The sequence below is a fragment of the Arthrobacter sp. Soil_C_49 genome, assembly GCF_057656635.1.
The window spans coordinates 1-25,411 of record NZ_JBDGJZ010000016.1 but is presented as its reverse complement, the minus strand read 5'-3'; the positions used below and the strand labels follow the sequence as shown (position 1 = coordinate 25,411).

21 protein-coding genes are annotated in these 25,411 nt (G+C 63.8%); 15 read left to right on the top strand and 6 right to left on the bottom strand.

Annotation, left to right across the window (positions count from 1 at the left end; genetic code table 11):
- Nucleotides 1-103 precede the first annotated feature (103 nt).
- The 8 genes from AC3A4Z_RS19785 to AC3A4Z_RS19750 all read left to right on the top strand — a co-directional run bounded on the left by AC3A4Z_RS19785 (nucleotide 104) and on the right by AC3A4Z_RS19750 (nucleotide 11,165).
- A complete protein-coding gene (locus AC3A4Z_RS19785; RefSeq protein ID WP_498713611.1) occupies nucleotides 104-601 on the top strand; it encodes a MarR family winged helix-turn-helix transcriptional regulator in 498 nt (165 codons plus the stop codon).
- Nucleotides 594-2,816, top strand: a complete 2,223-nt coding sequence (locus AC3A4Z_RS19780; protein WP_498713609.1) for an MDR family MFS transporter — start codon at nucleotides 594-596, stop codon at nucleotides 2,814-2,816. Before AC3A4Z_RS19785 ends, AC3A4Z_RS19780 begins: the two co-directional genes overlap by 8 nt.
- A gap of 190 nt (nucleotides 2,817-3,006) precedes the next feature.
- Complete coding sequence (locus tag AC3A4Z_RS19775) at nucleotides 3,007-4,740, top strand: ABC transporter ATP-binding protein (RefSeq protein ID WP_498713607.1); 1,734 nt, start codon at nucleotides 3,007-3,009, stop codon at nucleotides 4,738-4,740.
- The gene (locus AC3A4Z_RS19770; protein WP_498713605.1) at nucleotides 4,737-6,809 is read left to right on the top strand and encodes an ABC transporter ATP-binding protein; all 2,073 of its coding nucleotides are present in this window, start codon (nucleotides 4,737-4,739) and stop codon (nucleotides 6,807-6,809) included. The genes AC3A4Z_RS19775 and AC3A4Z_RS19770 overlap by 4 nt, the downstream gene beginning before the upstream one ends.
- 83 nt (nucleotides 6,810-6,892) lie before the next feature.
- Nucleotides 6,893-7,309, top strand: a complete 417-nt coding sequence (locus AC3A4Z_RS19765; protein WP_050056280.1) for an acyl-CoA thioesterase — start codon at nucleotides 6,893-6,895, stop codon at nucleotides 7,307-7,309.
- 90 nt (nucleotides 7,310-7,399) lie between these two features.
- Entirely contained in the window at nucleotides 7,400-7,633 is a 234-nt protein-coding gene (locus tag AC3A4Z_RS19760; RefSeq protein WP_493972130.1) for a PLDc N-terminal domain-containing protein, read from the top strand.
- A 69-nt stretch (nucleotides 7,634-7,702) separates the two neighbouring features.
- Entirely contained in the window at nucleotides 7,703-9,934 is a 2,232-nt protein-coding gene (locus tag AC3A4Z_RS19755; RefSeq protein WP_498713603.1) for an McrB family protein, read from the top strand.
- A complete protein-coding gene (locus AC3A4Z_RS19750) occupies nucleotides 9,921-11,165 on the top strand; it encodes a 5-methylcytosine restriction system specificity protein McrC (protein WP_498713601.1) in 1,245 nt (414 codons plus the stop codon). Before AC3A4Z_RS19755 ends, AC3A4Z_RS19750 begins: the two co-directional genes overlap by 14 nt.
- A 12-nt stretch (nucleotides 11,166-11,177) precedes the next feature.
- Here the strand turns inward: AC3A4Z_RS19750 and AC3A4Z_RS19745 are convergent, their stop codons facing one another.
- Nucleotides 11,178-12,833 carry a sensor histidine kinase gene (locus tag AC3A4Z_RS19745; protein ID WP_498713599.1) on the bottom strand — a complete coding sequence of 552 codons (1,656 nt, stop codon included), beginning with the start codon at nucleotides 12,831-12,833 and terminating at the stop codon, nucleotides 11,178-11,180.
- 96 nt (nucleotides 12,834-12,929) lie between these two features.
- On the opposite strand from AC3A4Z_RS19745, the gene AC3A4Z_RS19740 reads away from it, so the two are divergent.
- Nucleotides 12,930-13,697 (top strand): response regulator, encoded by a 768-nt coding sequence (locus tag AC3A4Z_RS19740; RefSeq protein ID WP_493972134.1) that lies wholly within the window; start codon nucleotides 12,930-12,932, stop codon nucleotides 13,695-13,697.
- Here the strand turns inward: AC3A4Z_RS19740 and AC3A4Z_RS19735 are convergent.
- The 3 genes from AC3A4Z_RS19735 to AC3A4Z_RS19725 form a co-directional block, all read right to left on the bottom strand.
- Nucleotides 13,670-14,080, bottom strand: coding sequence for an Hpt domain-containing protein (locus tag AC3A4Z_RS19735; RefSeq protein WP_498713596.1), 411 nt, complete (start codon nucleotides 14,078-14,080; stop codon nucleotides 13,670-13,672). The genes AC3A4Z_RS19740 and AC3A4Z_RS19735 overlap by 28 nt on opposite strands.
- A gap of 329 nt (nucleotides 14,081-14,409) precedes the next feature.
- Entirely contained in the window at nucleotides 14,410-14,859 is a 450-nt protein-coding gene (locus tag AC3A4Z_RS19730; RefSeq protein ID WP_498713595.1) for a very short patch repair endonuclease, read from the bottom strand.
- Between the two features lie 23 nt (nucleotides 14,860-14,882).
- The gene (locus tag AC3A4Z_RS19725) at nucleotides 14,883-15,311 is read right to left on the bottom strand and encodes a pyridoxamine 5'-phosphate oxidase family protein (protein WP_498713593.1); all 429 of its coding nucleotides are present in this window, start codon (nucleotides 15,309-15,311) and stop codon (nucleotides 14,883-14,885) included.
- A 173-nt stretch (nucleotides 15,312-15,484) separates the two neighbouring features.
- Here AC3A4Z_RS19725 and AC3A4Z_RS19720 point away from each other — a divergent pair, with 173 nt between their 5' ends.
- The 4 genes from AC3A4Z_RS19720 (at nucleotide 15,485) to AC3A4Z_RS19705 (ending at nucleotide 20,303) form a co-directional block, all read left to right on the top strand.
- On the top strand, nucleotides 15,485-17,200 hold the full coding sequence (locus AC3A4Z_RS19720; protein ID WP_498713591.1) for a purine-cytosine permease family protein: 1,716 nt from the start codon (nucleotides 15,485-15,487) through the stop codon (nucleotides 17,198-17,200).
- Nucleotides 17,201-17,431: 231 nt separating this feature from the next.
- Nucleotides 17,432-18,097: a DUF6318 family protein gene (locus AC3A4Z_RS19715; protein WP_498713589.1), complete on the top strand. Its 666-nt coding sequence runs from the start codon at nucleotides 17,432-17,434 to the stop codon at nucleotides 18,095-18,097.
- 377 nt (nucleotides 18,098-18,474) lie between these two features.
- Nucleotides 18,475-19,041, top strand: coding sequence for a hypothetical protein (locus AC3A4Z_RS19710; protein WP_498713587.1), 567 nt, complete (start codon nucleotides 18,475-18,477; stop codon nucleotides 19,039-19,041).
- 191 nt (nucleotides 19,042-19,232) lie between these two features.
- Nucleotides 19,233-20,303, top strand: coding sequence for an alkene reductase (locus tag AC3A4Z_RS19705; RefSeq protein WP_498713585.1), 1,071 nt, complete (start codon nucleotides 19,233-19,235; stop codon nucleotides 20,301-20,303).
- Nucleotides 20,304-20,523: 220 nt separating this feature from the next.
- Here the strand turns inward: AC3A4Z_RS19705 and AC3A4Z_RS19700 are convergent, their stop codons facing one another.
- A complete protein-coding gene (locus AC3A4Z_RS19700; RefSeq protein WP_050056183.1) occupies nucleotides 20,524-20,820 on the bottom strand; it encodes a hypothetical protein in 297 nt (98 codons plus the stop codon).
- Nucleotides 20,821-20,963: 143 nt separating this feature from the next.
- Here AC3A4Z_RS19700 and AC3A4Z_RS19695 point away from each other — a divergent pair, with 143 nt between their 5' ends.
- A complete protein-coding gene (locus AC3A4Z_RS19695; RefSeq protein ID WP_498713583.1) occupies nucleotides 20,964-23,495 on the top strand; it encodes a Tex family protein in 2,532 nt (843 codons plus the stop codon).
- 215 nt (nucleotides 23,496-23,710) lie between these two features.
- Here AC3A4Z_RS19695 and AC3A4Z_RS19690 read toward each other — a convergent pair whose 3' ends face one another.
- Entirely contained in the window at nucleotides 23,711-24,508 is a 798-nt protein-coding gene (locus AC3A4Z_RS19690) for a ZIP family metal transporter (RefSeq protein ID WP_498713582.1), read from the bottom strand.
- A gap of 99 nt (nucleotides 24,509-24,607) precedes the next feature.
- Between AC3A4Z_RS19690 and AC3A4Z_RS19685 the strand changes: the two genes are divergently transcribed.
- Nucleotides 24,608-24,928 (top strand): hypothetical protein, encoded by a 321-nt coding sequence (locus AC3A4Z_RS19685; RefSeq protein WP_498713580.1) that lies wholly within the window; start codon nucleotides 24,608-24,610, stop codon nucleotides 24,926-24,928.
- Nucleotides 24,929-25,411 lie beyond the last annotated feature (483 nt).

The window sequence follows — 25,411 nt, the reverse complement described above, 5'->3', positions numbered from 1 at the left end:
AGCCGGGGCCTTCTGCATTCCTGCTTCCGGCTCCTTTAGGTTCCCAAAGCAACCAAGTTAAGATATAGTTGCTTCAGGCAAACAAGTAAGGAGCCTGGAAGCAATGGCAGTAGCACCGGATACGGCAGCGGATCTCGTCTACCAGATCTTCGATCTCCAGCGCGCGGTCCGGTGCATCGCCACCGCCAGTGTCCGCGGGCAGGAGACGGGAGTGGCCCTTCAAGGGGTCCTGCGGTTCGTGGGGGAGGGGGAAACCCGCGCCACCCGGCTGGCCGAGCGGCTGGGCGTCAGCGCTCCCGTCCTCAGCCGCCACATCGCGGACCTTGAAGAGCACGGCCTGGTGGTCCGCAGGCAGGATCCGGACGACGGCCGGGCCCAACTGGTTGCCCTTACCCCTTTGGGAGCCGAAAAGCTCCGAAACATCGAGGAACAGCGCACCGCGGTCCTGCAGGACTACCTGCGCGACTGGAGCGAGGAGGATGCCGGGGACACTGCGAGATCCCTCCGCAGGCTCACCGAATCTCTCAAGAAATCAGCCCGGGCAACGGCGGCCGGCACCACCAGCGAACAGAAAACCTTGGAGGAGTCACTTAATGGCTAACGTCACCGCCACCGCGCAGCACGAGCGCGCCCGGACCGGGAAGCAGGAATCGCGGCAGTCCAAACGCCACGAACCGGGCGCCCCCATGAACCACCGGCAGATCATGGAGGCTCTCACCGGCCTGTTGGCTGCCTTCTTCACCGCGATCCTCAGCAGCACCATCGTGGCCAACGCGCTGCCCACCATCATGTCCGAGCTCAAGGGCACGCAAACAGACTTCGCCTGGGTGATCACCGCGGCCCTGCTGGCCAACGCGGCCACCACACCCATCTGGGGCAAGCTTGCGGACCTCTTCGACAAGAAGGTCCTGGTCCAGCTGAGCATCGTGATCTTTGTTGCCGGCTCCGTGATGGCCGGTTTCTCCGAGAACATTCCGTTCCTGCTGACCGCCCGCGTGATCCAGGGCATCGCCATGGGTGGCCTGACTGCCCTGGCCCAGGCCATCATCGGCTCCATCATCCCGCCCCGCGAACGCGGCAAGTACTCCGGCTACATGGGTGCGGTCATGGCGGTCGGCACTGCCGGCGGCCCGCTGCTGGGCGGCTTCATCGTGGACAGCCCGCTGGGCTGGCGCTGGACTTTCTTCGTCTGCGTCCCGCTCGCCGTCGTGGCCCTGATCCTGCTCCAGGTCACGCTGAAGGTTCCGCACATCAAGCGGCCGGCCAAGATCGACTGGCTCGGCGCCATCCTGCTGACCAGCGGCGTGAGCCTGCTCCTGGTGTGGGTCTCCTTCGCCGGCAAGGCCGACTACTACGACTGGTGGTCCTGGCAGTCCGCGCTGATGGTGGGCGGCGGCGTCCTCCTGCTTGCCCTGCTGGTGCTGGTTGAATCCAAGGTTTCCCAGCCGATCATCCCGCTGAAGATCATCTCGGAGCGCACCACGGCCCTGGCCATCGTCGCGTCCGTCGCCGTCGGCGTCGCCATGTTCGGGTCCTCCACCTTCCTGGGCCAGTATTACCAGGTAGCCCGCGGTGCGACGCCCACCGAAGCCGGCCTGCTGACGCTGCCCATGATCGCCGGCAACCTGGTCGGGTCCGTGCTGTCCGGCCAGCTCATCAGCCGCTATGGCAAATGGAAGCGCTTCCTGATCGGCGGCACCGTCCTGCTGATCGCCGGCCTGGCCCTCGCCGGGACCATGGACCACACCACCGAACTCTGGCTCACCGGCCTCTACACGGCAATCTTCGGCGTCGGCCTGGGCATGCTGATGCAGAACCTGGTCCTTGCCGTGCAGAACACCGTCAAGGCTTCGGACATTGGTTCCGCCAGCGCCTCTGTTGCCTTCTTCCGCTCCGTCGGCGGCGCCATCGGCGTCTCAGTCCTCGGCGCCGTTATGGCCAACCACGTCAAGGACCTGGCCACGGACGGCCTCACCAAACTGGGCATCCAGGCCTCCGGCAACAGCGGAGCCACACTGGACCTGAAGGACCTGCCCGCGCCGGTGGCCGACGTCATGCGCGCCGCCTACGGTGACGCCACTGCGGGCATCTTTATGATCTCCGCCGCGGTCAGCGTGGTTGCCCTGCTTGCCGTCCTGTTCATCAAGGAAAAGCCGTTGCGCCGGACTGTGGACATCACTCCCGAAACCACTCTGCAAGCCAATGCCGCAGGTGAAGCCGGGATAACGGCCATGACCGGACAGTTGCCCCGGGTATCGGCCGCCGTCTCCGGCAGGGACGCCGGTTCAGTAACCGGCATCGGCTCGGCCAGCTCCGGCAGCGCTGGCCACAAGGCGCACGACGGCGGCACCTCCGCAGTGCCGACAGCGGGTTCCGCCGTGCTCACCGCAGACGACCTTGAGGAGGCCTTTGCCCTCAACTTCGAAGCAGACCAGGCCCGCCGCGGAACGGGGCTGGAGGATCCGCGATCCGCGGACAATGCCGGAGCGTCGGGCCGGGGTTTCGCAGCCAGGGGCACCGCCACCGCAGCAACCAGTGCTGCTGCAACCGCCGCAGCCACCGCCGCAGAAACGGTCCAGAAGCTCCAGGACACCCAGCACCTGCTGGCCCGGCAGCAGGTGGAGCTGGGGAAGCTGGTGCTGGATATCCAGGAGCAGCTCCGGTCCCAGCGCGAGGTGGCGGCCCAGCAGGCTGCGACGGCCGCTGAGCTCAGCCGGCTCAAGCGCAGGCTCCTCAAGGAACGGAAGTCGCAGGCTGCCGCGGCGCTCTACATTGCCAGTCACGGCAAGCACAGCGCCGCCGCGCCGCAGGACTGAACGGTCCCTGCCTGAGCGCTCTCGGACTGAACCCTTCAGCAAAGAGCACCTCACCAAGCCGCTGCCGGCACCGGAATCAACCGGTACCCGGCGGCGGCTTTGTGTCGCCCGGACCAGAATTAATCAATTCCACGGAAACTCCGCTTCCCGGGCGGGCGCGTTGTCGGTGGCCACAACTAGAGTTGGGTTCATGCTCCTCACCCTCATCCGGCGCTATTCAAAACCGTATGCGCCGTACATTCTGGCTGTCATCTTCTTCCAGCTGGCGTCCACCATCGCAGCCCTCTACCTTCCCAGCTTGAACGCGCAGATCATTGATGAAGGGGTGTCCCGCGGGGATACCGACTTCATCTGGCGCACCGGTGCCGTGATGCTGCTGGTGGCGTTCGTCCAGGTGGGAACGGCAATCGCCGGTGTCTACTTCGGTTCCAAAACGGCAATGGCGCTTGGCAAGGACCTCAGGCGGGCAGTGTTCCGCAAGGTCACCAGCTTCTCGGCCAAGGACGTCAACGCTTTTGGTGCGCCCACGTTGATCACCCGCGGCACCAATGACGTCCAGCAGGTGCAGATGCTGATGCTGATGGCGCTGAACTTCATGGTGGCCACCCCCATCATGTGCATCGGCGGCATCATCATGGCGCTGCGCGAGGACATCAACCTGTCCTGGCTCGTCTGGGTCTCGGTGCCTTTGCTGACCGTTGTGGTGGGATACCTCGTGGTCCGGCTGATGCCGCTGTTCCGGTCCATGCAGAAAAAGATCGACCGCATCAACGCCGTACTGCGCGAACAGATCATCGGTATCCGGGTGGTGCGGGCATTCGTCCGCGAACCGTACGAAACGGGGCGGTTCGGCGAGGCCAACAAGGAGCTGACCGACGTCTCGCTGAAGATCGGCTCACTCTTTGTGCTGATGTTCCCGGCCATCGGCATGATCCTGCACCTGTCCACGGCCGCAGTGCTGTGGTTTGGCGGCCAGCGCGTCGATTCCGGCGACATGCAGGTGGGGGCCCTGACGGCGTTCCTGCAGTACCTGCTGCAAATCCTGGTGGCCGTTATGATGGGCACCTTTATGGCCATGATGATTCCCCGCGCCTCCGTGTGTGCGGACCGCATTGGCGAGGTGCTCGACGTCGAACCCTCCATCCATGATCCCGAGCGGCCGGAAGCGCCCGCTTCCCTCACCGGCGTCGTCGAATATCGGAATGTCACGTTTGCCTACCCGGGCGCCGAAGCGCCGGTACTGAGCAACGTCAGCTTCACCGCCCGCCCCGGGCAGACCATCGCCATCATCGGCTCCACCGGTGCGGGAAAAACGTCCCTGCTCTCGCTCCTGCCGCGCCTGTACGACACCGTTGAGGGCGAGGTGCTGCTGGACGGCGTTCCCGTCAGCAGGCTGGACCGCGCCGAGATCACCAAACGGGTGGCGCTGGTGCCGCAGCGGCCCTACCTTTTCTCCGGCACCATCGAGCACAACCTGCGCTTCGGCAAGACCGAGGCCACGGACCAGGAACTCTGGGACGCGCTCGAGGTGGCGCAGGGCGCCGACTTTGTCCGGGAGAAAAAGAACGGGCTGGACTCCCGCATCTCCCAGGGCGGCACCAACGTCTCCGGCGGGCAGCGGCAGCGCCTGTGCATCGCCCGGGCCCTGGTGACCACGCCGCGGGTCTACCTTTTTGACGACTCCTTCTCAGCGCTGGACGTCGCCACGGATGCGCGCCTCCGGACCGCGCTCAAACGCACCACCGCCGACGCCACGGTCATCATCGTGGCCCAGCGGATTTCCACCATTACCGAAGCGGACCAGATCCTGGTGCTGGACAACGGCCGGATCGTGGACCGCGGAACACACGAGGAACTCCTGGAAACCTCACCCACCTACCAGGAAATTGTTGAATCCCAGCTGAGCGTGGAGGAAATGGCATGAGCGCCCGCAAGAAGGACTCCACCGGGGTGAAAGACACCGCTGCCGAGGAGCAGCCCAACGCCGGAGCAACGGCTGAAGTTTTGGAGGACGACGACTTCGTCGAGGAGGAGTACAAACCCTCCGAAGCTGACGGCGACATGTTCGGCGGCATGCCCGCCAAGAAGGCTGAGCACTTCTGGCCCTCAGCCAAGCGGCTGATGGGGCTGCTGAAGCCGGAGGCGCTGGGCATCTACGTGGTGGTGGCCATGGTGGTGGTTGCCGTGGTCCTGAACGTCATCGCCCCCAAGATCTTGGGCCAGGCCATGGATGTCATCTTCGCCGGTGTAGTGGGGAAACAGCTCCCTGCCGGAGCCAGCAAGGAACAGTTCGTGGACGGGCTGCGCCAGCAGGGCCAGGACAATTTCGCGGACATGGTGTCCCGGATGGAGCTGGTGCCCGGCAGCGGCATCAACTTCGACAAGCTCACCACGCTGATCGCCGTGGTGCTGCTGATGTATTTTGTGGCCAACATCTTCCTGTGGCTGCAGGGCTACGTGCTGAACCGCATCGTGATGAAGGTGATCCGCCGGCTCCGCGACGATACCGAGAAGAAACTCAACCGGCTGCCGCTGAACTACTTCGACACCCGTCAGCGCGGCGACGTCCTGTCCCGGGTGACCAACGACGTCGACAACATCCAGCAGGCACTCCAGCAGGCTTTCGCGCAGCTGATCAACTCGGTCCTGACGGTGTTGGGCATCGTGGTCATGATGTTCATCGTCTCGTGGCAGCTGGCCCTCATCGCACTGGTCGCCCTGCCGCTCTCCGGTGTGGCGGCCGGCATGATCGGCGTGCGCAGCCAGAAGCTGTTCGCCGCCCAGTGGAAGAACACCGGCTCCCTTAACGGGCAGATCGAGGAATCCTTCTCCGGGCACGACCTCGTGCGGGTCTTCGGCCGGGACGCTGACATGCTGGAGCGCTTCGAGGAACGCAACGAGGCACTCTACAAGGCCAGCTTCGGTGCGCAGTTCGTCTCCGGCATCATCTTCCCGGTGATGCAGTTTGTGTCCTACCTCAGCTACGTTGGGATCGCCGTGGTGGGCGGCCTCCGGGTCGCTTCGGGCTCCATGTCGCTGGGCGACGCGACGGCGTTCATCCAGTACTCGCGCGAGTTCACCCAGCCGCTGGGCCAGATGGCGGGCATGGCCAACATGCTCCAGTCCGGTGTTGCGTCCTCCGAGCGCGTGTTCGAGTTCCTCGACGCCGACGAACAGGACGCTGAGACGGCCACCGAGCACCTGCCGCCAAAGACCGACGGGCACGTGGACTTCAAGAACGTCACGTTCAGCTATACCGAGGACAAGAAGCTGATCGAGAACCTGTCCTTCACGGCCGAACCGGGAAACACGGTGGCCATCGTGGGGCCCACCGGCGCGGGCAAGACCACCCTGGTGAACCTGGTGATGCGCTTCTACGAGCTCAACTCCGGCTCCATCACGCTGGACGGGGTGGACATCACCCACCTCAGCCGGTCCGAGCTCCGCTCCAAGGTGGGCATGGTGCTGCAGGACGCCTGGCTGTTCGGCGGCTCCATTTACGACAACATCCGGTACGGCAACCTTGACGCGACGGAAGAGCAGGTGATGGCCGCAGCCAAGGCCACGTTCGTGGACCGTTTCGTCCGTGCCCTGCCCGAGGGCTACGACACCGTCATCGACGAGGAAGGCAACAACGTCAGCGCCGGCGAAAAGCAGCTCATCACCATCGCCCGCGCGTTCGTTGCCAACCCGTCGCTGTTGATCCTTGACGAAGCCACCAGCTCCGTTGACACCCGCACAGAACTGCTGGTGCAAAAGGCCATGGCAGCGCTGCGGACGGACCGCACCAGCTTTGTGATCGCCCACCGGCTCTCCACCATCCGCGATGCCGACACCATCCTGGTGATGGAAAACGGCAGGATCGTGGAACAGGGCAACCACAAGGTCCTCCTTGCCGCCCAGGGCGCCTACTACCGGCTCTACATGTCCCAGTTCGCGGGCGCCGACGCCGGGGAAGCCCAGGTGGATGACTCGACGGCGGTGCACAGCTGAGCGCGCAGGAGGCCCCCGTGCAGGAGGACGGGGTGCAGGAGAACGGGGTGAAGGAAGCCAGCCGCATCGAGGTGCTGGTACCCATGCGCTGGGGCGACATGGACGCCTACGGGCACATCAACAACGTCCAAATCGTGCGGATGCTGGAGGAAGCCCGGATCGCGGCGTTCGGACCGCCCAGGGGAGCGGGCCTGCCCGGTGTGGAACCGCGCGTCTCCCTGTTCAACGACGTCCCCGAGGGCACCATGGCGCTGGTGGTGGACCACAAGATCCGCTATGTCAGGACGTTGGAATACCGGAACATCCCGGCTGTGGTGCAGGTGTGGATTGGTGCCGTTAAAGGCGCCAGTTTCGACATCCACTACCTGCTCCAGGACCCCGTCACGGGGGAGGACTGCGTGAAGGCCAGCAGCCACCTGGCGTTTGTGGACGAAGCCACCGGGCGGGTGCAGCGCCTCACGCCCGAACAGAAGGAACGGATGGCACCGTTCACGGCGTGACCCGGAGGCCCATCCGGCGGGCGCCTGCAGGAAAGATTGCGCAGCAAAGCACACCATCAGAAACTAGTAACCCCCACCAAGGAGCAGATCATGGCCAAGAAAAAGACCTGGAAGGAAATGTCCCCGTCCGCGAAGGCCGGCACCATACTGGTCGCCATCGCGCAGGTGTCCCTGCTCGTGGCAGCGCAGCGGGACATCTCAAAGCGCCCGGCGTCGCAGATCAATGGTCCCAAGGCTGCCTGGCGGGCGGCCTCGTTCATTAATTTCATTGGCCCGGTGGGCTACTTCACCTTCGGCCGGAAGCGGCCAACAACAGGGATGTAGTCCCTGAAACCGGACGGGCGCCAGTCCACTCTGAGCGCCCGTCCAGCTTCACCCTGTAAATTTGAATCCATGACCCCCGCCTCCACGACTGCCATCACCCGTGCCCTCGGTATCTCGAAGGAAATTGAGGATGCGGCGTGGTTCGTCCTTGGCCCCGGACTCCTCGGCAAGCCGTCCGCCCTGGACGGGCGCACCATGACCTGGACGTCGGAGGCCGCAGCGGAGTTGCTGGACAGGCTGGAGCTGGGCACACCGGACCCCAAGGCGCCCATGATGACCAACCTTCGGCAGAACCTCGACGGCGCATCCCGGGAAGCGAAGCAGCTCGCCGTCGAACTGCTGTTCCTGCAGTCGCTGCCACTGGCACATGAGGTGAAGTCCCTGAAGGTCAAGCGTGCGCGCGTGGCCGAGGCCGCCTCCTGGCTCGAGCCGCCGCTGGAGTTGCCGGAGGAGCTCTACGAGGGGCTGACGGACCACGGCGTGATCCGGGACCGTACGGCAGAGTTCAACTGGACCATCTGGGACCACCTGAAATGGCTCTGCCGCTTTGTGCAGCACGTGGACCAGCAGACCACCGCGGACATCGCCGCCGCGCTGCAGGACCCGCTGGAATTCCACCGGCTCGCTGCAGCTACACCGGGGGACCAGCCGGCCATCCGCCGCAGCATCGAGTTCCTCACCTGGCCCAGCTACTTTGAACCCGTGGTGGCGGACGTGGAGCGCCAGGAGATCCGCGATGCCTTTGCCTCGCTGGTGGGCGGCGCCAAGGGTGACGCCGAGGAAGACATCACCGCGGACATCCACCGCATCCGCCTCCACCTGGATGAGCAGGCCGGGCAGCGCATCGACTGGTACGCCCGGCAGCTGGTCAGCCAGTGGCGCAAGGTGGGCGACCCTGGCCGGCGCGCCTGGCTGCTCCGCACGCACAGTGACAACACCGAGCTGCTGACGGCGTGGCGGAGCGAGGAGAAGGTGACGCTCGACGTCGAACATCTCCGCCTGCTGGGCCCCGGCGTCACGGCGGGAGTAGTCCAGCACGCCGTGGACGAGGACTATAAGCACCTGGGCTACGTGGAACGCGAGGACACCAAAACCGCCGTTTTTGCTTTCTTAACCGTGATGAAACCCGGGGACCTGGTGCTCTACCAGCACGCCGGAACTGTACGCCTGGGCGGGGTGCTCGGCGAGCCCGAACACAACGAGGACAACCGGCGGCTGCGCCGTAAAGTCCGCTGGTTCGACGAAGGCCACACCACCACCAGCCTGCCCCGGCATGTCCAGCGGCAGCTGGCCACCCCGGGCATCGTCGTCGACGTGACCCGCGTGGTCCAGGCCCTGCAGGGCCTGCTGCCCGCCGAAGCGGAAAACGAGCCCGACGGCGACGCTGAAGCAACCGCCGTCGTCCCTCCCGTCCAGGAAGGCTTCCGCCCGCTGACCCGCGAGTTCGCCGACTCGCTGCATATGGAACTCGAACCGCTTCAGGAAATTGCGGAGCTGCTGGAGGAGAACCGGCAGCTGGTCCTGTACGGCCCGCCCGGCACCGGCAAAACCTACCTGGCCAAGCACCTCGCGGCCGAACTCGCGGACGACACCACGGACGAGCGGGTCAAACTGGTCCAGTTCCACCCGTCGTATGCCTACGAGGATTTCTTCGAGGGCTACCGGCCGGACAAGACGGACGAGGGCCAGGTGTCCTTCAAGCTCGTCGCCGGGCCCCTGCGCCGCCTGGCGGAGGAAGCGGCCAAGCCCGGCAACGAGAAAAAGCCGTACTTCCTGATCATCGACGAGATGAACCGCGCCAACCTCGCCAAGGTGTTCGGCGAGCTGTATTTCCTGCTGGAGTACCGCGATGACCGGATCTACCTTCAGTACAGCCCCAACGAGCCGTTTACGCTGCCGGACAACCTGTACATCATCGGGACCATGAACACCGCAGACCGCTCCATTGCCATGATGGATGCGGCCATCCGTCGCCGGTTCGCCTTCATCGAACTGCACCCGCAGACCGAACCGGTGAAGGGCTCGCTGCTGCGGTTCCTTGAGGCCCGCCAGCTGGATACCACCCCGGCGCTGCTGCTGGATGCCCTGAACGGGGCCATCGACGAGTGGGACCGGGACTTGATGATCGGCCCGTCCTACTTCATGAAACCGGCCGCCCAGACTCCCGCCGGGCTGCGCCGGATCTGGAAATACGAGCTGATGCCCCTGCTCGAAGAGCACTACCACGGCCAGCTGACCCGGGCACAGCTCGAGGAGCGCTTCGGGCTGGACCGGCTGCTGGAACGCCTTGCGGGCCGCTGACCCACGTGCTTCCGTCCGGCACCTGGTGCTGGATGAACTGTCCCGCGGCATCGTGGAACGGCTGGACCCGGCGAGCGCTTCGTTCCTGAATTCCAGCGGCCTGGCCAACGCGTCACCGATGGGCATGGGGCTTTACCGGATTGAGCCCGTGGGCAAGGTGGGTTCGGTGCGGACTCCCACGGTGCAGCTGGACGTCAGGCCCAAGGACCGGCTGGGGCTCAGCCGGCTCCTGTTCCTGCTCAGCTATGCCGGCGAACAGGGTTTCCGCCCCGATTCCGTGGCCGCCCTCGAGGACGGGGAACTTTGGAGCGCCCTGGCTGAATCCCTCGTTCAGCTGGCTGAGCGGGCTCTGGGGCGCGGTGTGCTGCAGGGATACCGCACCGTGGACGAGTCACTGCGCACCGTCAAGGGCCGCATCCGGATCTCGGACCAGATCTCCCGGCGGCCCGGCATGCTGGTGCCCCTCGAGGTGTCTTACGACGAGTTCAGCGAGGACATCGCCGAAAACCGGATCCTGCGGGCGGCGCTGGAGCGTATGGGCCAGGTGCCAGGGGTCCGCCCCGACGTGCTGAGCCGGCTGCGCCAGCTCAAGGGGAAGCTCGACGCCGTCACCCGCCTTCCAGCCGGCGCTCCGCTGCCGCCGTGGACGGCCACCCGGATGAATGTCCGCTACCACGCCGTCCTTCGCCTGGCGGAGCTCATCCTGCGGAACGCCTCCGCAGAAGCCGGCGAAGGCCAACAGCAGACCGCGTCCTTCGTGGTGGACATGGCGCAGGTGTTTGAGGACTTCGTGGGCAAGGCGCTGCGCCAGGCCATGGCTTCCTATCCTGGGGAGCTGCGGCTTCAGTACAACGCGCTTTTGAGCGAGGCCGTGCGGGACGCGGACCGGTTGTCCGTGCGGCCGGACGCCGTTCACCTGCTGGGCGGACGGCCAGTGGTGGTGTACAACACCAAGTACAAGGCTGCTTCGGACCTCGGAGCCTCCTTGACCGCCGACCATTACCAGATGCTGGCGCACTGCACCGCGCTGGCCGTGCCTACGGCCTGGCTGGTTTACGCCGGCGCGGGCGAGGTCAAACTGCGGCGCATCCTGAATACGGATATCGACATTGTCGAGTTCCCGCTCGACCTGTCCCGGCCGCCGTCAGAAATCCTCGCAGCCGTCCAGGAACTCGCCCGGCAGTCCTGGGGCGAAGTAGTCCGGCAGGCGCGCGCAACCGCCGGTGATTGAGCTTGGCGAAATCTAGACGGGGACGCGGAACGTAAACGTGGTTCCCTCGCCGAGGGCGCTTTCCACTTCGATGGTGCCGCCGTGGGCTTCGACGATGGCCTTGCTGATGGGCAGGCCCAGGCCCACCCCCGGAATGGCGGTCCTGCGAACGTTGCTGGTGCGGAAGAACTTGGCGAAAACCTCTGACGCGTCCTCGGCGCTCATGCCCATCCCCGTATCCCTGACCCGGCAGGCCAGATGGCCGTCCTCCTGTTCCAGCGAGACCAGCACGTTCCCGCCGTCGGGGGAGTACTTGATGGCGTTGGACACCAGGTTGTCCAGGACCTGGGAGATCCGTGGTCCGTCCACGTGCGCTTCCAGCCGGTCCGGCGTCTCGGCGGACAGCACCACACCGGATTCGTCAGCCTTCGGTATGGCCGACGAAACACTGGTGCGGACCAGTTCGGCTACGTCCACCGCGTGCGGGGTGACGATCAGCTGGCCGTTGCGGCTGGACAACAGGTCGGACACCAGCGTCAGCAGCCGGTCCGAGTTCCTGCGGATGATTTCCAGCATGTACCGCTGCGATTCCTCGGGCTCGTCGCCCAAGAGGATCTCCACGTACCCCAGGATCGACGTCAGCGGCGTGCGGAATTCGTGCGAGACGCTGGAGACGAAGTCGTCCTTGGCGGTCAGTGCGTTGACGAGGTCCGTTACGTCGCTGAAGGCGATCACGGAACCGAAGAATTTCCCGTCCGCGTCCTTCATGGCGCGGGCGGTGGTGACAAAAGCACGCTGTTCGGTCCCGGAGCCCAACCAGACCAGGTAATCGGTGAAGGTTTCCCCCAGCACAGCCCGGCGGACCGGGCGGTCCTCCAGCGGGACAAGGGTCTTTCGGTCCGGGCCGAAGACCAGGAGCTGGGATTCATTCGGGTCCGCTATGTCCTTGGGCCGGGCCAGTTCATGGTTGGTCCGCTGCTTCCGGTTCATCAGCACGTCATGCCCGTCGGCGTCCACCGCGAGGACGCCCAGATGGACCGTGTCCAGGACGGTATTCAGCAGTGATTCCTGGCGCTGGCTGGTGCGCAGGTTGGCCTGCAGCTGGGCATCCTTTTCCTCCAGCTCACGCTGCTGCCGCATCATGCTGAGCGTCAGGACACTCACGGAAACGCCGATGCCGAGCATCATCACCGGCAGGAGCAGTGACCGGGCCAAGTCCTGCCCGGTGAGCTGGCCCCTGACCAGCAAAGGGACCCAGATGATTGCCAGCGGTGCAAGGAAGGACAACCATAAAGCTGCCCTCGGATAGTAGCCGGAGGCGCATAACCAGATCACCGGGAAGACGGCCAGCAGGCTGATGCCGGTCAGGCTTTCCTGCCCGCCCTCCCGGCCCAGTGCAATGGAAACGAAGTCCAGCAAGGGAATAACCAGGAAGCTCGTGTACGGCAGCCGGTCCCAGGGAACCAGGTAGCACAGCGCCATAATGGCGACCTGTGACACCAGGAAGGCAACGAACAACGGGTTGCCCATGGTCGCGGGAAAGAAAGCCCAGATGAGGAACGCCGTCAGTAAGGTGGTCACGAACAGCGGCATCTGGCTCAATGCCACGCGCTCGGTCAGCGTGTACTCATGGAAGGGGCGCCGGAAAAATCTCAGCTTCCCTGTGGACCAGGCGATGGGGTCAGTCATTGCGCGGTAAGTTATGGGGCAGGGTGTGCAGAGCCATAGCAGCAGGATATCCGCAGCCAGCTATATACTTCAGACGTCGGCTGCTGAGGGGGCGCTATGAGTGATGCACGTGTGGGACTGGTCATCGAAGATGACCACGACATCCGCGAACTGGTTCGTACGGTCCTGACCCAGGCGGGCTTTGATGTCACGGTGGCAAGCAGCGGCGCCGAAGGCGTCCTGACTGCGAAGACCCTGAATCCTGATGTTATTACCCTCGATCTTGGCCTGCCGGACATCGACGGCTTCGAGGTGTCCCGGCAAATCCGGGAGTTCTCTGACGCGTACATCGTGATGCTCACGGCCCGCACCGAGGAACTGGATACCCTGATCGGGCTCGAGTCCGGCGCGGACGATTACCTCACCAAGCCCTTCCGGCCCCGCGAGCTGCGCGCGCGCATCGCCGCCATGATGCGCCGCCCCCGGTCTGTCCCTGAGTCCGCGGAAGCGGGGGGAGTCGAGGCCTCAGCCGATGCCGCCGCACATCCCGAGCGGGGAAACTACAGCCACAACGGGCTGGAGCTGAGCTACGCGTCCCGCACGGTGACGGTGGACGGCACGGAAATGAACCTGACGCGCACGGAATTCGAACTCCTGCACGCCCTTCTGGAAGCCGGCCGGACGGTCCGGACCAAAGCGGACCTGGTACGCCGGTTGCGCGACGAGGATTACGACGTCGGGGGCTACATCAGCGAGGCGGACGAACGGTCCGTCGAGGTCCATATGGGCAACCTGCGCAAGAAGCTGGGTGACTCGCCGCAGAAGCCGCGGTGGCTCCAGACGGTACGCGGCGTCGGCTACCGGCTGGCTCCCGGCGAACACTGAGCCTGCAGCCGGTGCATCGTCTGGCGGCTGCACCGGTTGATGGGGTGCAGGAAGGACGCCGCGAGCCTGGGCAGAATGACGGCGATGTCGGCGTCGTATGCTTCCGTGCGGATTTCACCCTCCAGCGCCATGGCCAGGCTTGCCAGCCGCTCCGCTCCCACCATCTGGCTTGAGGTTTTCAAACTCAGGACCGCGTCCACTGACCCATCCAGGTCCCCGGTGGTCAAAGCCCGCCACAGCCGTCCGATCCGGTCCGGGAGATAGTCGATGAAGTTCCCCACGAAAACCCTGCAGTAGCCCTCGTCCTCCTCGAGTTCCTCACGCAGACGGTTGAGGACTGACTGGTCCACGAGCGGCCTGCCGGTATCATCAGACGGCGTCATTGCGGTCCTTTCGGCTGGCGTTTTCCAACTCGGAAACGTGGTGGTCATCGGGGGAATTTCTTCTTTTTCAGATTAGGGGTGTTCCTTTTGTGCATGTCGGTTTACGGGGAGAATTGTGGGTTTCTTGACGGGACTGCGGGTTTCTGCGCCTACTACTTGAGCCGGTGAATTTCTGCTGTAACAGCAGGCCCAATTTCCCTTCGCCAGGTGGTGTTGTTGCCCCGGAAGCACAGGGTTTCAGCCCTTATGGGGACAACTCATCCATCCTTCTGGAACCGCATCAAGAACGGCTGGGACAAATCCCAAAGATTGCCTCAAGAATGCGGTTTCTACGGACTCGTGCGCTGGGGCGGGCTGGTGGTTTCCAGGAACCGCACCAGCTGGGATTCGAGGGCTGAACTATTCTTCAGTTCGCATTCCCACACGGTGAGCACGTCCCAACCGGCGTCCTCCAGCTGGCGGCGCTGTCCGGCGTCGCGCTCCTTGGTGCGTTCCCGCTTGGCGGCCCAAAACTCGGCATTCGCCTTCGGCGCGTGCTGCCCCACCCGGCAGTCATGGAAGTGCCAGAAGCAGCCGTTGACAAAGATGACCTTTCGCCGGCCCGCGAACACCAGGTCCGGGTTGCCAGGCAGCCGGGTTCCGCCGGCTTGCCCGTGCAGGCGGTACCGGTAGCCCTTGGCGTGGAGGAGCCGGCGCACCAGCAGCTCAGGCTTGGTGTGTTTGCCGCGGATCCGGGACATGTTCCAGCTGCGCCGCTCCGGGGTGAGCTTGTCCGCCATGCTTCCAGTCTAGGATCCTGGACTCAGCGCTCCGGCTGCTCCCCGAGCTGGAAATGGCGGCCGCTGATGGACGTCGGCTCGATCTCGACGTAGAAGTCCTTCAGAGTCGGCACCCATGATTTAAGCCCCAACTCTTCCACCTCCGCCAGTTCGGCGGAGGTGTTCAGAATCCTGGCCTTGCCTCGAAGGACCACTGACCATGCCTCGTCGGAGAGGATCCCGTCAGCTTCGAAAAGCACTGCTGAGTTGATGGTCAGCTGGGCGAGTTTGTTACCGGGCGCTGTCCTCATGTACAGCTTGCCCTTGGAACCGACGTAGTTGACGGGGAAGATATCCGGCTCGCCCGCCACGGACACAACGAGGCGCCCGTGCCTTGTCCCTTCCAGCAGGCGCCAGGACTGTTCGTCGGTGAGTTCCAGGACAGGGTCTTCATCGGGGTGTTGAAACATCATGACGCTATTGTTCTACCATACGTAGAAATACGCTAGGGGTGGTCCATTCTCCGCTGTTTATTGACAGGGGGTGTCAGGGATTAACCGGCCGGAAACAATATCGTGACGGAACTGCCGCGCGGGCTGGATAGCGTCTCAGCAGGAAAATCCTGCAACGAAAGCGACGCACCTTGATGAGTAATGACACGGAAACCACGAAATTACTGGAGCCGGTGGCGCAAGCCCCTGGCGCCGTCGTCGGCCATTCTGCAGCGGGTAATACCGCTGCACTGAATGCCACGAAGGAAAGCCTGGAGGACTACACGCTCCGGTTCGCACCGCGGTCCTACCGGAAGTGGAGCGCGGGAGTTGTGGCCACGAGTGCTTTGGGCGGCATTGCCTACCTGGCGGACTTCTCCATCGGGGCGAACATTGGCATCGCCTACGGCACCGTAAACGCGATCTTTGGCATCCTCGTAGCCGCCGTGATCATCTTCGCCACGGGGTTCCCGCTGGCCTATTACGCGGCCCGGTACAACATCGATCTGGACCTGATCACGCGAGGCTCCGGCTTCGGCTACTACGGGTCAGTGGTCACGAACGTTATTTTTGCGACCTTCACCTTCATCTTCTTTGCGCTGGAAGGATCCATCATGGCGCAGGGGCTCGAGGTGGGACTGGGCGTTCCGCAGTGGCTGGGGTACGCGGCGTCCACAGTGATCATCATTCCGCTGGTGATTTACGGGATGAACACCCTGGCCAAGCTGCAGGTGTGGACCACCCCGCTGTGGCTGCTCCTGATGGTGGTGCCGGTCGGTTATCTGTTGATTTCGCACCCGGAGAGCATCAACAGCTTCTTTGCTTATACGGGCGAATCGGGCGACGGCGGACCGAACCTGGCCTCCGTGATGCTCGCCGCGGGCGTCTGCCTGTCCCTGATGGCGCAGATTGCCGAGCAGATCGACTACCTCCGGTTCATGCCGCCGCGCACCGAGGCGAATAAAGGCGCATGGTGGCGGGCCGTGATTCTGGCCGGACCGGGCTGGGTGATTTTTGGAGCCCTGAAGCAGATCGTTGGGTTGTTCATTGCCATCTACCTGATTGCGTCCCTGGACCCCGCTGCCTCCGCCACAGCCAACGAGCCGGTGCACCAGTTCCTGGGTGTTTATCGGGAGATGATGCCGGCGTGGCTGGCCATGACGCTCGCCGTGGTGCTGGTGGTTATTTCGCAGATCAAGATCAACGTCACCAACGCCTATTCGGGTTCCTTGGCCTGGACGAATTCGTTTACCCGGATCACCAAGACGTACCCGGGCCGTATGGTTTTTGTGGTGGTGAACCTGCTGATTGCGCTCGTGCTGATGGAAGCCAACATGTTCGACTTCCTGAACACCATCCTCGGCTTCTACGCCAACTGCGCCATGGCCTGGGTTGTCACCGTGGCGTCCGATATCGCCATCAACAAGTACCTGCTGAAGATCTCGCCCAAGGTGCCCGAGTTCCGCCGCGGGATGCTGTACGCGGTGAATCCGGTGGGCTTCGTGTCGATGCTGGTTTCCGCGGGGATCTCGATCGCCGTGTTCTTTGGGGCTTTTGGTTCCGGGATCCAGCCGTATTCACCGATCTTCGCTGTGGGGCTCGCCCTGATTCTCCCACCGGTGCTGGCTCTTCTCACCAAGGGTCGGTATTACCTGCGGAGGACCGACGACGGTATTGACCTGCCCATGTTCCACGCCGACGGGAACCCCAGCGACGTCAGGCTCCTTTGCCACGTCACGGGTATTGAGTTTGAACGCCCGGACATGGTCCGGTCCGCGCAGGACGCGCCCGACGGCGGCCCGCAGTACGTTTCGTCGCTCGCCCTTTCGACGGACAAGACGGGGGAGCTGGTGCTGCCGCCGAAGCCATAGCTCCTTGGGTTGTTATTGACTTCAGTTGTTATTGACTTGAGTTGTTGCTGACGAAGGCCGGCGCATTTGATGCGCCGGCCTTCTCTCTTGACTTCTTATTTGGATCCCGACACTGGTAGAACCAAGGACGAAAAGCCTGTGGATAACTCTTATCGTTGAAATGTGATGTGGGCTACCCTTAAGTCACTGTCCGGAGTAAGCCGTCTAAAACTACTGGGGGAATAGCGGCCCATGACATCGCACAAGAGTCGTACGTTCGGTGATGGCATGCGCTTGGGCGCTGCGGCCTTCGTTGTTGCTGGCTCGCTCCTGCTGGCCGGTTGCTCAGGCGGAGCACCTGCAGATCCCGGCACGTCATCGCCCGCTGCTGCTGAGTCCACTTCGCCCAGTGCAACACCCACCCCGACGCCGACCCCCAGCGCCGTCTACAAACCCGCCGATGCCTCGGGTCCAGCCCAAAACGTCCCCGTTCCCGTACTGCCCGAGGTGGCAAAGACGGAGACGAAGGAAGGGCTTGAGGCATTTGCCAAGTATTGGTATTCCACCCTCAGCTATGCCTACGAAACTGGCGATATGGCCCCGCTAGAAGCAGTATCAGAGCCGTCCTGCGGAAGTTGCGGAAAGGTCAAAAAAGAAGTTGGCGACTGGCACGCAGGTGGACGCTGGCTCTCCGGAGGCCGTCTGACCGTCGAGGGGGTGGACAGCAACTTTGTGGAAACACAGCCGGCAACGTACCAGGCAGTCGTGCAGGTGCGTCAAGAAAAGATTGATTATCATCTTTCTGACGGCACCGTGAAAGGGAGTTTGGACGCTCTGCTCACTACTCCCGATATAATCGTTGCCGCCTACGACGGTTCGGGTTGGAAGGCGCAAACTGTCGAGCACTTGGTGCAGTAATGACGGCCGCAGGCAACGTGAAGGTGGCTTTTGCTACGGCTCTCATGTGTCTCCTAATGTTGATTTCAGCGATTCCCGCGGCAAGCGATTCTGATGAGTTGCCCTCCATAGGTTCGGGCTGGGGCGGCAATGGTGCGACGGTGGGTGGTACCTGGCTCCCTAACCCGGTGACAGGAGTATTTGAGAGGGATTCGAGCGCCGCCGGTCCAAGGGACCCTTACCAGTACAAATACGAGTACCAATGCGATCTGGATGTCGGAGAGTTTGCTACTCCATGTCTTGGCAGGGAGCTCACGTGTAATGGCGGGCCCAATGGCGAAGACGGCATACCAGTCGTTTGGTACCGAGCCCCCTCCGGCATAACGGATCCTGACTGGTTGTACCACTCCGGCCCTACCTGTTTCTACGATGCTGAGCCCGAGGACTTGCTGCCGCGCATCGCCGCCGACATTCAGCGGCAATTCCGCAGCCTCCCCGTAAACGCCGGAACGGTGGTGGCGCAACCCAGCCCGCACACACTCCGAGGTGCCGAGACCAACTTCTATGCCGAAGCCGTAGAACAGCAGTTCGATGTCACCATGTTCGGGCAACAGGTGCACATCGTCGCCACACCGGTCCAATACACCTGGAACTACGGCGACGGCACCGTCTTCGGGCCGCAGCCCTCGATGGGAGGCCCGCTGCCGCAGGATCGATGGGGCGAAAAAACCAGGACAAGCCATGCCTACGGATCCACCGGCGACTTCCAAGTTTTGTTGACCACGTCCTTCCAAGGAACGTACGCAGTCAACGCCGGACCTCCACTGCCCATCCCGGGCCAGGGCCAGTTCAATGCGCCGCCGCAAACCATCAGCGTATGGCGGTCCCTGACCCGGAACTACGCCGACGACTGCAACACCAACCCTCAGGGCCAGGGCTGTCCAGGAGTTGGAGCCACCCGCTAGGGCGCCGCGAATCGAAGTTACCCGCCGTCCAAGCGACCCGCCAGCCAGGCGACCCGCCAGCCCAGGACGTGCGGGCCCTCACAGCAGCACTCGCCGTTGGACGCTCTGTGATTCGCACCGCACCCGGAATAGTTGCACGCGCGTTCCAGTTGGGCCTAACAGAACACTGGAAATCCCGAAAGGAACCGCGCATGCTGTTTTCCCCTCTGGCCCTTGGCGAACTTGAGCTCCCGAACCGCCTTGTGATGGCGCCCCTCACCCGGCTCCGTGCAGGCGAAGAAGGTATTCCCGGGCCCCTGCTCGCCGAGCACTACCGCCAGCGAGCTTCCCTGGGCTTGATTGTCAGCGAAGGAACCTATCCCAGCCCTGCAGGACGTTCCTACCCCGGCCAGCCCGGCATCGTCACCGAGGAACAAATCGCTGGCTGGAAGAAGGTCACCGACGCCGTACATGCCGAAGGTGGACGCATGTTCGCCCAGATCATGCACGGCGGCAGGGTTTCGCACCCCGATATCACCGGCGGTCACCCCATCGTTGCTCCCAGCGCAGTTGCCATTGAGGGTGAGGTCCGCACTCCGTCAGGTAAGCAGCCCTACCCCGTGCCGCACGCGTTGACCCCTGACGAGTTGCCGCTGGTGATGCAGGAAATCGTCGACGCCTCGCTGAATGCCATCGAAGCGGGCTTCGACGGCGTCGAACTGCACTCCGCCAACGGCTACCTGCTCCACGAGTTCCTGGCGCCGAACTCAAACGTCCGCACGGACAGCTACGGCGGTTCACCTGAAAACCGGGCACGGTTCGTCATCGAGACGGTCAACGCTGTTGTGGCAGCAATCGGAGCCAGCCGAGTCGGCATCCGCATCTCCCCTGAACACAACGTGCAGGGCATTGCCGAAGTTGAAGCAGCAGATGTCCGCGCAACCTACGAGGTGCTTGTGGACAGCATCGCCCCGCTGAACCTCGCCTACCTCAGCATCCTGCACCATGAACCGGCCGGGGAACTGATCCAGGACCTCCGTGCACGGTTCGGCGGAACCTTCCTGGTGAACACCGGGTTCGGTGTTGTCACCACCCGAGAGGAAGCAGTCGCACTGGTGGCTGACGGTCACGCGGATGCTGTGGTGGTGGGCCGCCCCGCCATCGCCAACCCGGACCTGGCCCGCCGCTGGAACGAGAGCCTGCCGCTGAACGAGCCGGACCCGTCCACTTTCTACGCCGAGGGCGCCGAAGGCTACACGGATTACCCGGCGTACGCCGGCTAGGCACCTTCTTCAGAAACACAGACGACGGCGGCACCCGGCTTGGGTGCCGCCGTCGCTTGCTGCTCGGTGTGCTGTCCCGGCAGCGATACCAAAGGCCATCCGACGGCCTTTGGCTGGTGAAGTTGGCCCGCCGGGCTTCTCGGGGGAAGCCGGCGGTGATCAGATGCTACTCCAGCAAATGGAGTTTTACTAGAGTCCGGTCTGCGCCTGCCGAGAAGGGCTAAAGGACCGCCTCCCGGCCCGTGCCTTCGGACATCACAAGCTTCCCGTCCTGGATGTTGACGAGGACGCTCTTGGGCTTGCCGCTGACCTTCGTGATCGCCTTCAAGCCGCGGTTGGTCACCTCAACTCCCACGTGCGCACCCTTTGCAGGAAGCTCTACCGACACCTCGTTCGCGATCCCGAGAATCGGATTCGTGGAAACGTCCAAATCCCGCCGCGCCTGCTTGCCGTTCACCGTCACGGTGATGTTTGCCTCCTCGAACCCCTCCTGAAACACAATAAGCAGTTCCCGCATCATGCCCTCTTCCTCGAGCGTTGGGTTGCCTGAGACGGCATTTCAACTACAGCACTTTGGAGGCGGTAGCGGAATACCCTTACCGCCGGGCCGCATCCTGCAGGACAGTGGAGCCGCGCAGGCGCTTAGGGCAAGATGTTCTGGTGACTCAACTGCCGCAGGCCCCTTCCAATGCTCCGTCCACGCCCCAAAAACGGGAGGACGGTATTTACACCCAGATCGCCACGGAACTGGGGGTCAAAGCATGGCAGGTGAAGGCGGCCGTGGAACTGCTCGACGGCGGATCCACCGTGCCTTTCATCGCCCGCTACCGCAAGGAAGCCACCGGGACGCTGGACGATACGCAGCTCCGCGACCTCGACGAGCGGCTGCGCTACCTCCGCGAACTGGAGGACCGCCGTCGTACAGTGCTTGACGCGGTTGCCGCCCAAGGCCAGCTGACCCCTGAGCTGCAGAAGGCCATTCTTGCCGCGGACACAAAGTCCCGTCTTGAGGACATTTACCTGCCGTTCAAATCGAAGCGGCGGACCAAGGCACAGATCGCGCGTGAAGCCGGCCTGGAACCGCTGGCTGAGGCATTGCTCAAGCGTCCCGACCTCAGCCCCGAGCGTGAGGCCACGAAGTACCTGAATGCTGAACATGCTGTGGACGACGTCGCCGCTGCGCTCGCGGGTGCCCGGGCCATCTTGGTGGAACGCGCTGCCCAGGACCCGGACCTCGCAGCCACCCTGCGGGAACGGCTGTGGACGCAGGGGCGGATGGTCTCGCGCGTGAAGAAGGGGAAGGAAGCGGACGGCCAGAAGTTCGCAGACTACTTTGAGTTCTCGCAGGCTCCGGCCGGTATGCCGTCCCACCGGGTCCTCGCGTTGCTGCGCGGCGAGAAGGACGGCGTCCTTGAGTTGGACCTCGCCGAAGCGGATCCCACGGACGACGCCGCCCTCGCCGCCGCGCGTTCCCGTTACGAGTCAGCGGTGGCCAAGTGCCTCGGGGTCGCCGACCGCGGCCGTCCCGCCGATGCGTGGTTGATGGAGACGGCCCAGGTGGCATGGCGGTCCCGCGTGCTCGCCCGGCTTACCGCTGACCTGCGCGGGAAGATGTTTGCCGCAGCTGAAGACGAAGCGGTGCGCGTTTTTGCTGCCAACCTTCGGGATGTCCTGCTCGCGGCGCCTGCCGGTAACCGGGCAACCCTGGGCCTGGACCCCGGGCTTCGAACCGGCGTCAAAGTAGCTGTGGTGGATGGCACCGGTAAGGTCGTCGCCACGGATACCGTCTACCCCCACGCTCCTGCCCGGAAATGGGACGAGGCACTGGCGAAGCTGGAGCGGCTGGCGCGGCAGCACTCCGTCGAACTCGTCGCCATTGGTAACGGAACTGCCTCCAGGGAGACCGATAAGCTCGCTGCCGAGCTGATCAAGCGGTTGCCGGATGTGGACCGGAAACCGCAGAAGCTTGTGGTTTCCGAAGCAGGCGCATCCGTTTACTCGGCTTCGGCGCTTGCCGCGGCCGAGCTCCCCGGGATGGACGTTTCGCTGCGCGGAGCTGTGTCCATTGCCCGCAGGCTGCAGGACCCGCTGGCCGAGTTGGTGAAGATTGATCCGAAATCCATTGGCGTGGGCCAGTACCAGCATGACGTAACTGCGTCGAAGCTGGACCGAAGCCTTGACGCCGTTGTGGAGGACTGCGTCAACGCCGTCGGGGTCGATGTGAACACCGCTTCGCCGGCGCTGCTGAGCCGGGTGGCCGGCGTGGGACCGTTGCTGAGCGAGAACATCGTCGCCTACCGGAATGAGCATGGCCCGTTCGCCAAGCGCGTCGACCTGAAGAAGGTGCCACGGCTGGGCGCGAAGGCATTCGAACAGTGCGCCGGCTTCCTGCGCATCACCGGGGGAGCGGAACCCTTGGATGCTTCGAGTGTGCACCCCGAGTCCTACTCGGTTGCGCGCAAGATCCTGGTTGCGGCGGGTTCGGCTCCGGCTTCCTCCCTGGACCCTCGTGAATTTGCGGACGATACCTTCGGCCTGCCCACCGTCAAGGACATCCTGGCGGAGCTGGACAAGCCGGGAAGGGATCCGCGCCCGGCCTTTGCGGCCGCGACATTCTCCGAAGGAATCGAGAAGATCTCCGACCTCAAGCCCGGCATGATCCTGGAAGGGACCGTGACTAACGTTGCGGCCTTCGGCGCGTTCGTTGACGTGGGCGTTCACCAGGATGGCCTGGTCCACGTCTCTGCACTGGCGAACCGCTTCGTGTCCGATCCCCGCGAGGTGGTGAAATCCGGGCAGGTAGTCAGGGTGAAGGTTATGGAAGCAGACCCCGAGCGGAAGAGGATTTCCCTGACCTTGCGGCTCGACGACGAACCGGCCTCGGGTGCGCCGTCTTCAGGGCGGTCCTCTGGCCGGCCGCAGAACCAGCCGCAGAACCAGCCGCAGAACCAATCGCAGGGCCAGTCCCCGAACAAGGAGCGCGGCAGGAACCAGAGCAGCGGGCGTGGCGGCTCCGGTGCTGACCGAGGCCGTGGGCAAGGATCCGAGCGGGGCGGACGCCAGGAGCAGGGGCGGTCGGGCAGTACGCCGAACCGCAATGTTCCGTCGCCCGGGCGCAATCCTTCACCCCAACCGACGCCGATCAATACAGCCATGGCCGAAGCACTGCGAAAAGCTGGTCTCGGTAAGTAGGGATCGGCCGGAGCCGAACGAACCCTTGGGCTTGTTGGGGCTGCTTGGGCTAGGGGCTGCGGGCGATGGCGCGGTTTGGGCTAGCGACTGGCTGCGGGCGATGGCGCGGCTTGGGCTAGCGACAGCGTGAAGGAGATGAAGAGGCTTGGGCTAGCGACTGGCTGCGGGCGATGGCGCGGCTTGGGCTAGCGACTGGCTGCGGGCGATGGTGCTGCTCAGGCTAGCGACAGCGTGAAAGCGAGGACGAATCCCGCTGCCGTGCTCAATGCGACTGCGGGGCCGCCATGTTCGTAGGCTTCGGGCATCAGCGTGTCCGCCAGCGAGGCGATCACAGCGCCGGCGGCGAATGCCAGCGGCACTGAAATGGCTTCCGGGTCGGTTCCGGACAGCGGCCCGGCGCCGAGGACTACGGCTATCACGAGTAATACGGCGCATGCGACCCATAGTCCGATGATGCTGCCGGCCGAGCGGCCTTGACTGCGCATGGATGCCGAACCAACCAGCGCTTCGGGAAAATTGGAGACGAAGATTGCGGCGAGGAGTGCCAGGCCTCCAGTTCCTTCCCCCAGTGAGATGCCAAGGGCCACGTTTTCCGGCACGCCATCCAAGGTCACGGCTGCCAGGAGTGCCAGGCCTGCCGCGCCTCGGGTTGAGGCAGAGGTCGGGGCTTCTTCCGCGGCAGCAGCGTCTGTATCGAGCTTGGCGCTTCCCTGGACCTCGTCCGCGGCTTTCGCCTGCTTCGCCTCTCCTGGCTGCGCCCAGCGGTCCAGCAGCGCGCTCAGGACTGTAAACACCACAGCACCCGCTATCAGACCGATTGCTGCACGAATAATGCCGCCCCGTTCGTAGGCGTCCTCAAACAATTCGAAGGCCAAAGCCGTGATCAGCGAGCCGGCGGCGAACGCCAGCAACATGGCCAGAAGCCGTTTTGGAAGTTCAAAACGGACTCCGATGAAGGCACCCAGGACCAGTGCGCTGGATGCTATGACGCCAAACACCAGCGACATCATCATGCCGCAAGTATAGGAGTAGCTGTTTGACGTGGAAATACGTTGTGCGCCCAAATGGTAAGTACACTTTCGATGATCGTGCGTTTCTGAAAAGGTGGGTTCATGACCTATTTCCTTGAGTACACAATTCCTGCAGCCGCCGATGATGCCGAGTTCGAGTTCCCTCACGATGAAATCAACTCCGGCACTACAGTTCCGCTGACCCAGGCGAAAGCTGAAGTTGTGCATACCCCTGAGTTGCCTGCGCGGACGGGCATCATTGGAGCCACCGTTCCCGAGGCGAAGCTGGAGGCCGAGCAGTTGATCACCCACAGCCGGGCCAGCGAGGCTTCTCTCTACTTCGACCCGTCCAACTCCCTCAACGCCGGCGTCGGCACCCTCGTGGCCACCTTTGCGGAGGGTCGGGGCTGGCAGGACGCCTAGTCCAGATACGCATCGTCCGCCCCTTTGGGGTCTGTGGCGGTTGGACTCCGTCCCGGTAGAACTTTTGGTTCCCGCCGGGATGGAGTCGTTTAAGGACATTTCTGCAGAGGCTGAACACGGGGCTGAGGATCGCTTGGAGGCTTCGATTGGTTGGCGGCAGGAATTGACCTAGAAAGATGCGGCCAGAGCCCGGTTTCGCCCAGACCGCTCATGCTTGCCGTTGAGTTGGCCGCGGCTCAGTTGGTTCGCGGCAGGAATGACCCTTGCCTGATGTAGCCAGAGCCGAGCCTCGCGTGGAGCCACTTCGGTCGGCCAGCTAAGTTCGCGGTGGCCGGAGGTGCTGGGGCAGCGTTGCGGTTCTGTGGTTTTCGACGGGTTCTCGCACGGGTGCCGCTCTCGCGCAGGTTTATTCGCGGGGTGTTGGTGGTGGGGGTGGTTTGAAGTAGGTGTTTTGTTGGGGTTTTTGGTGGGGGTCGAGGTGTT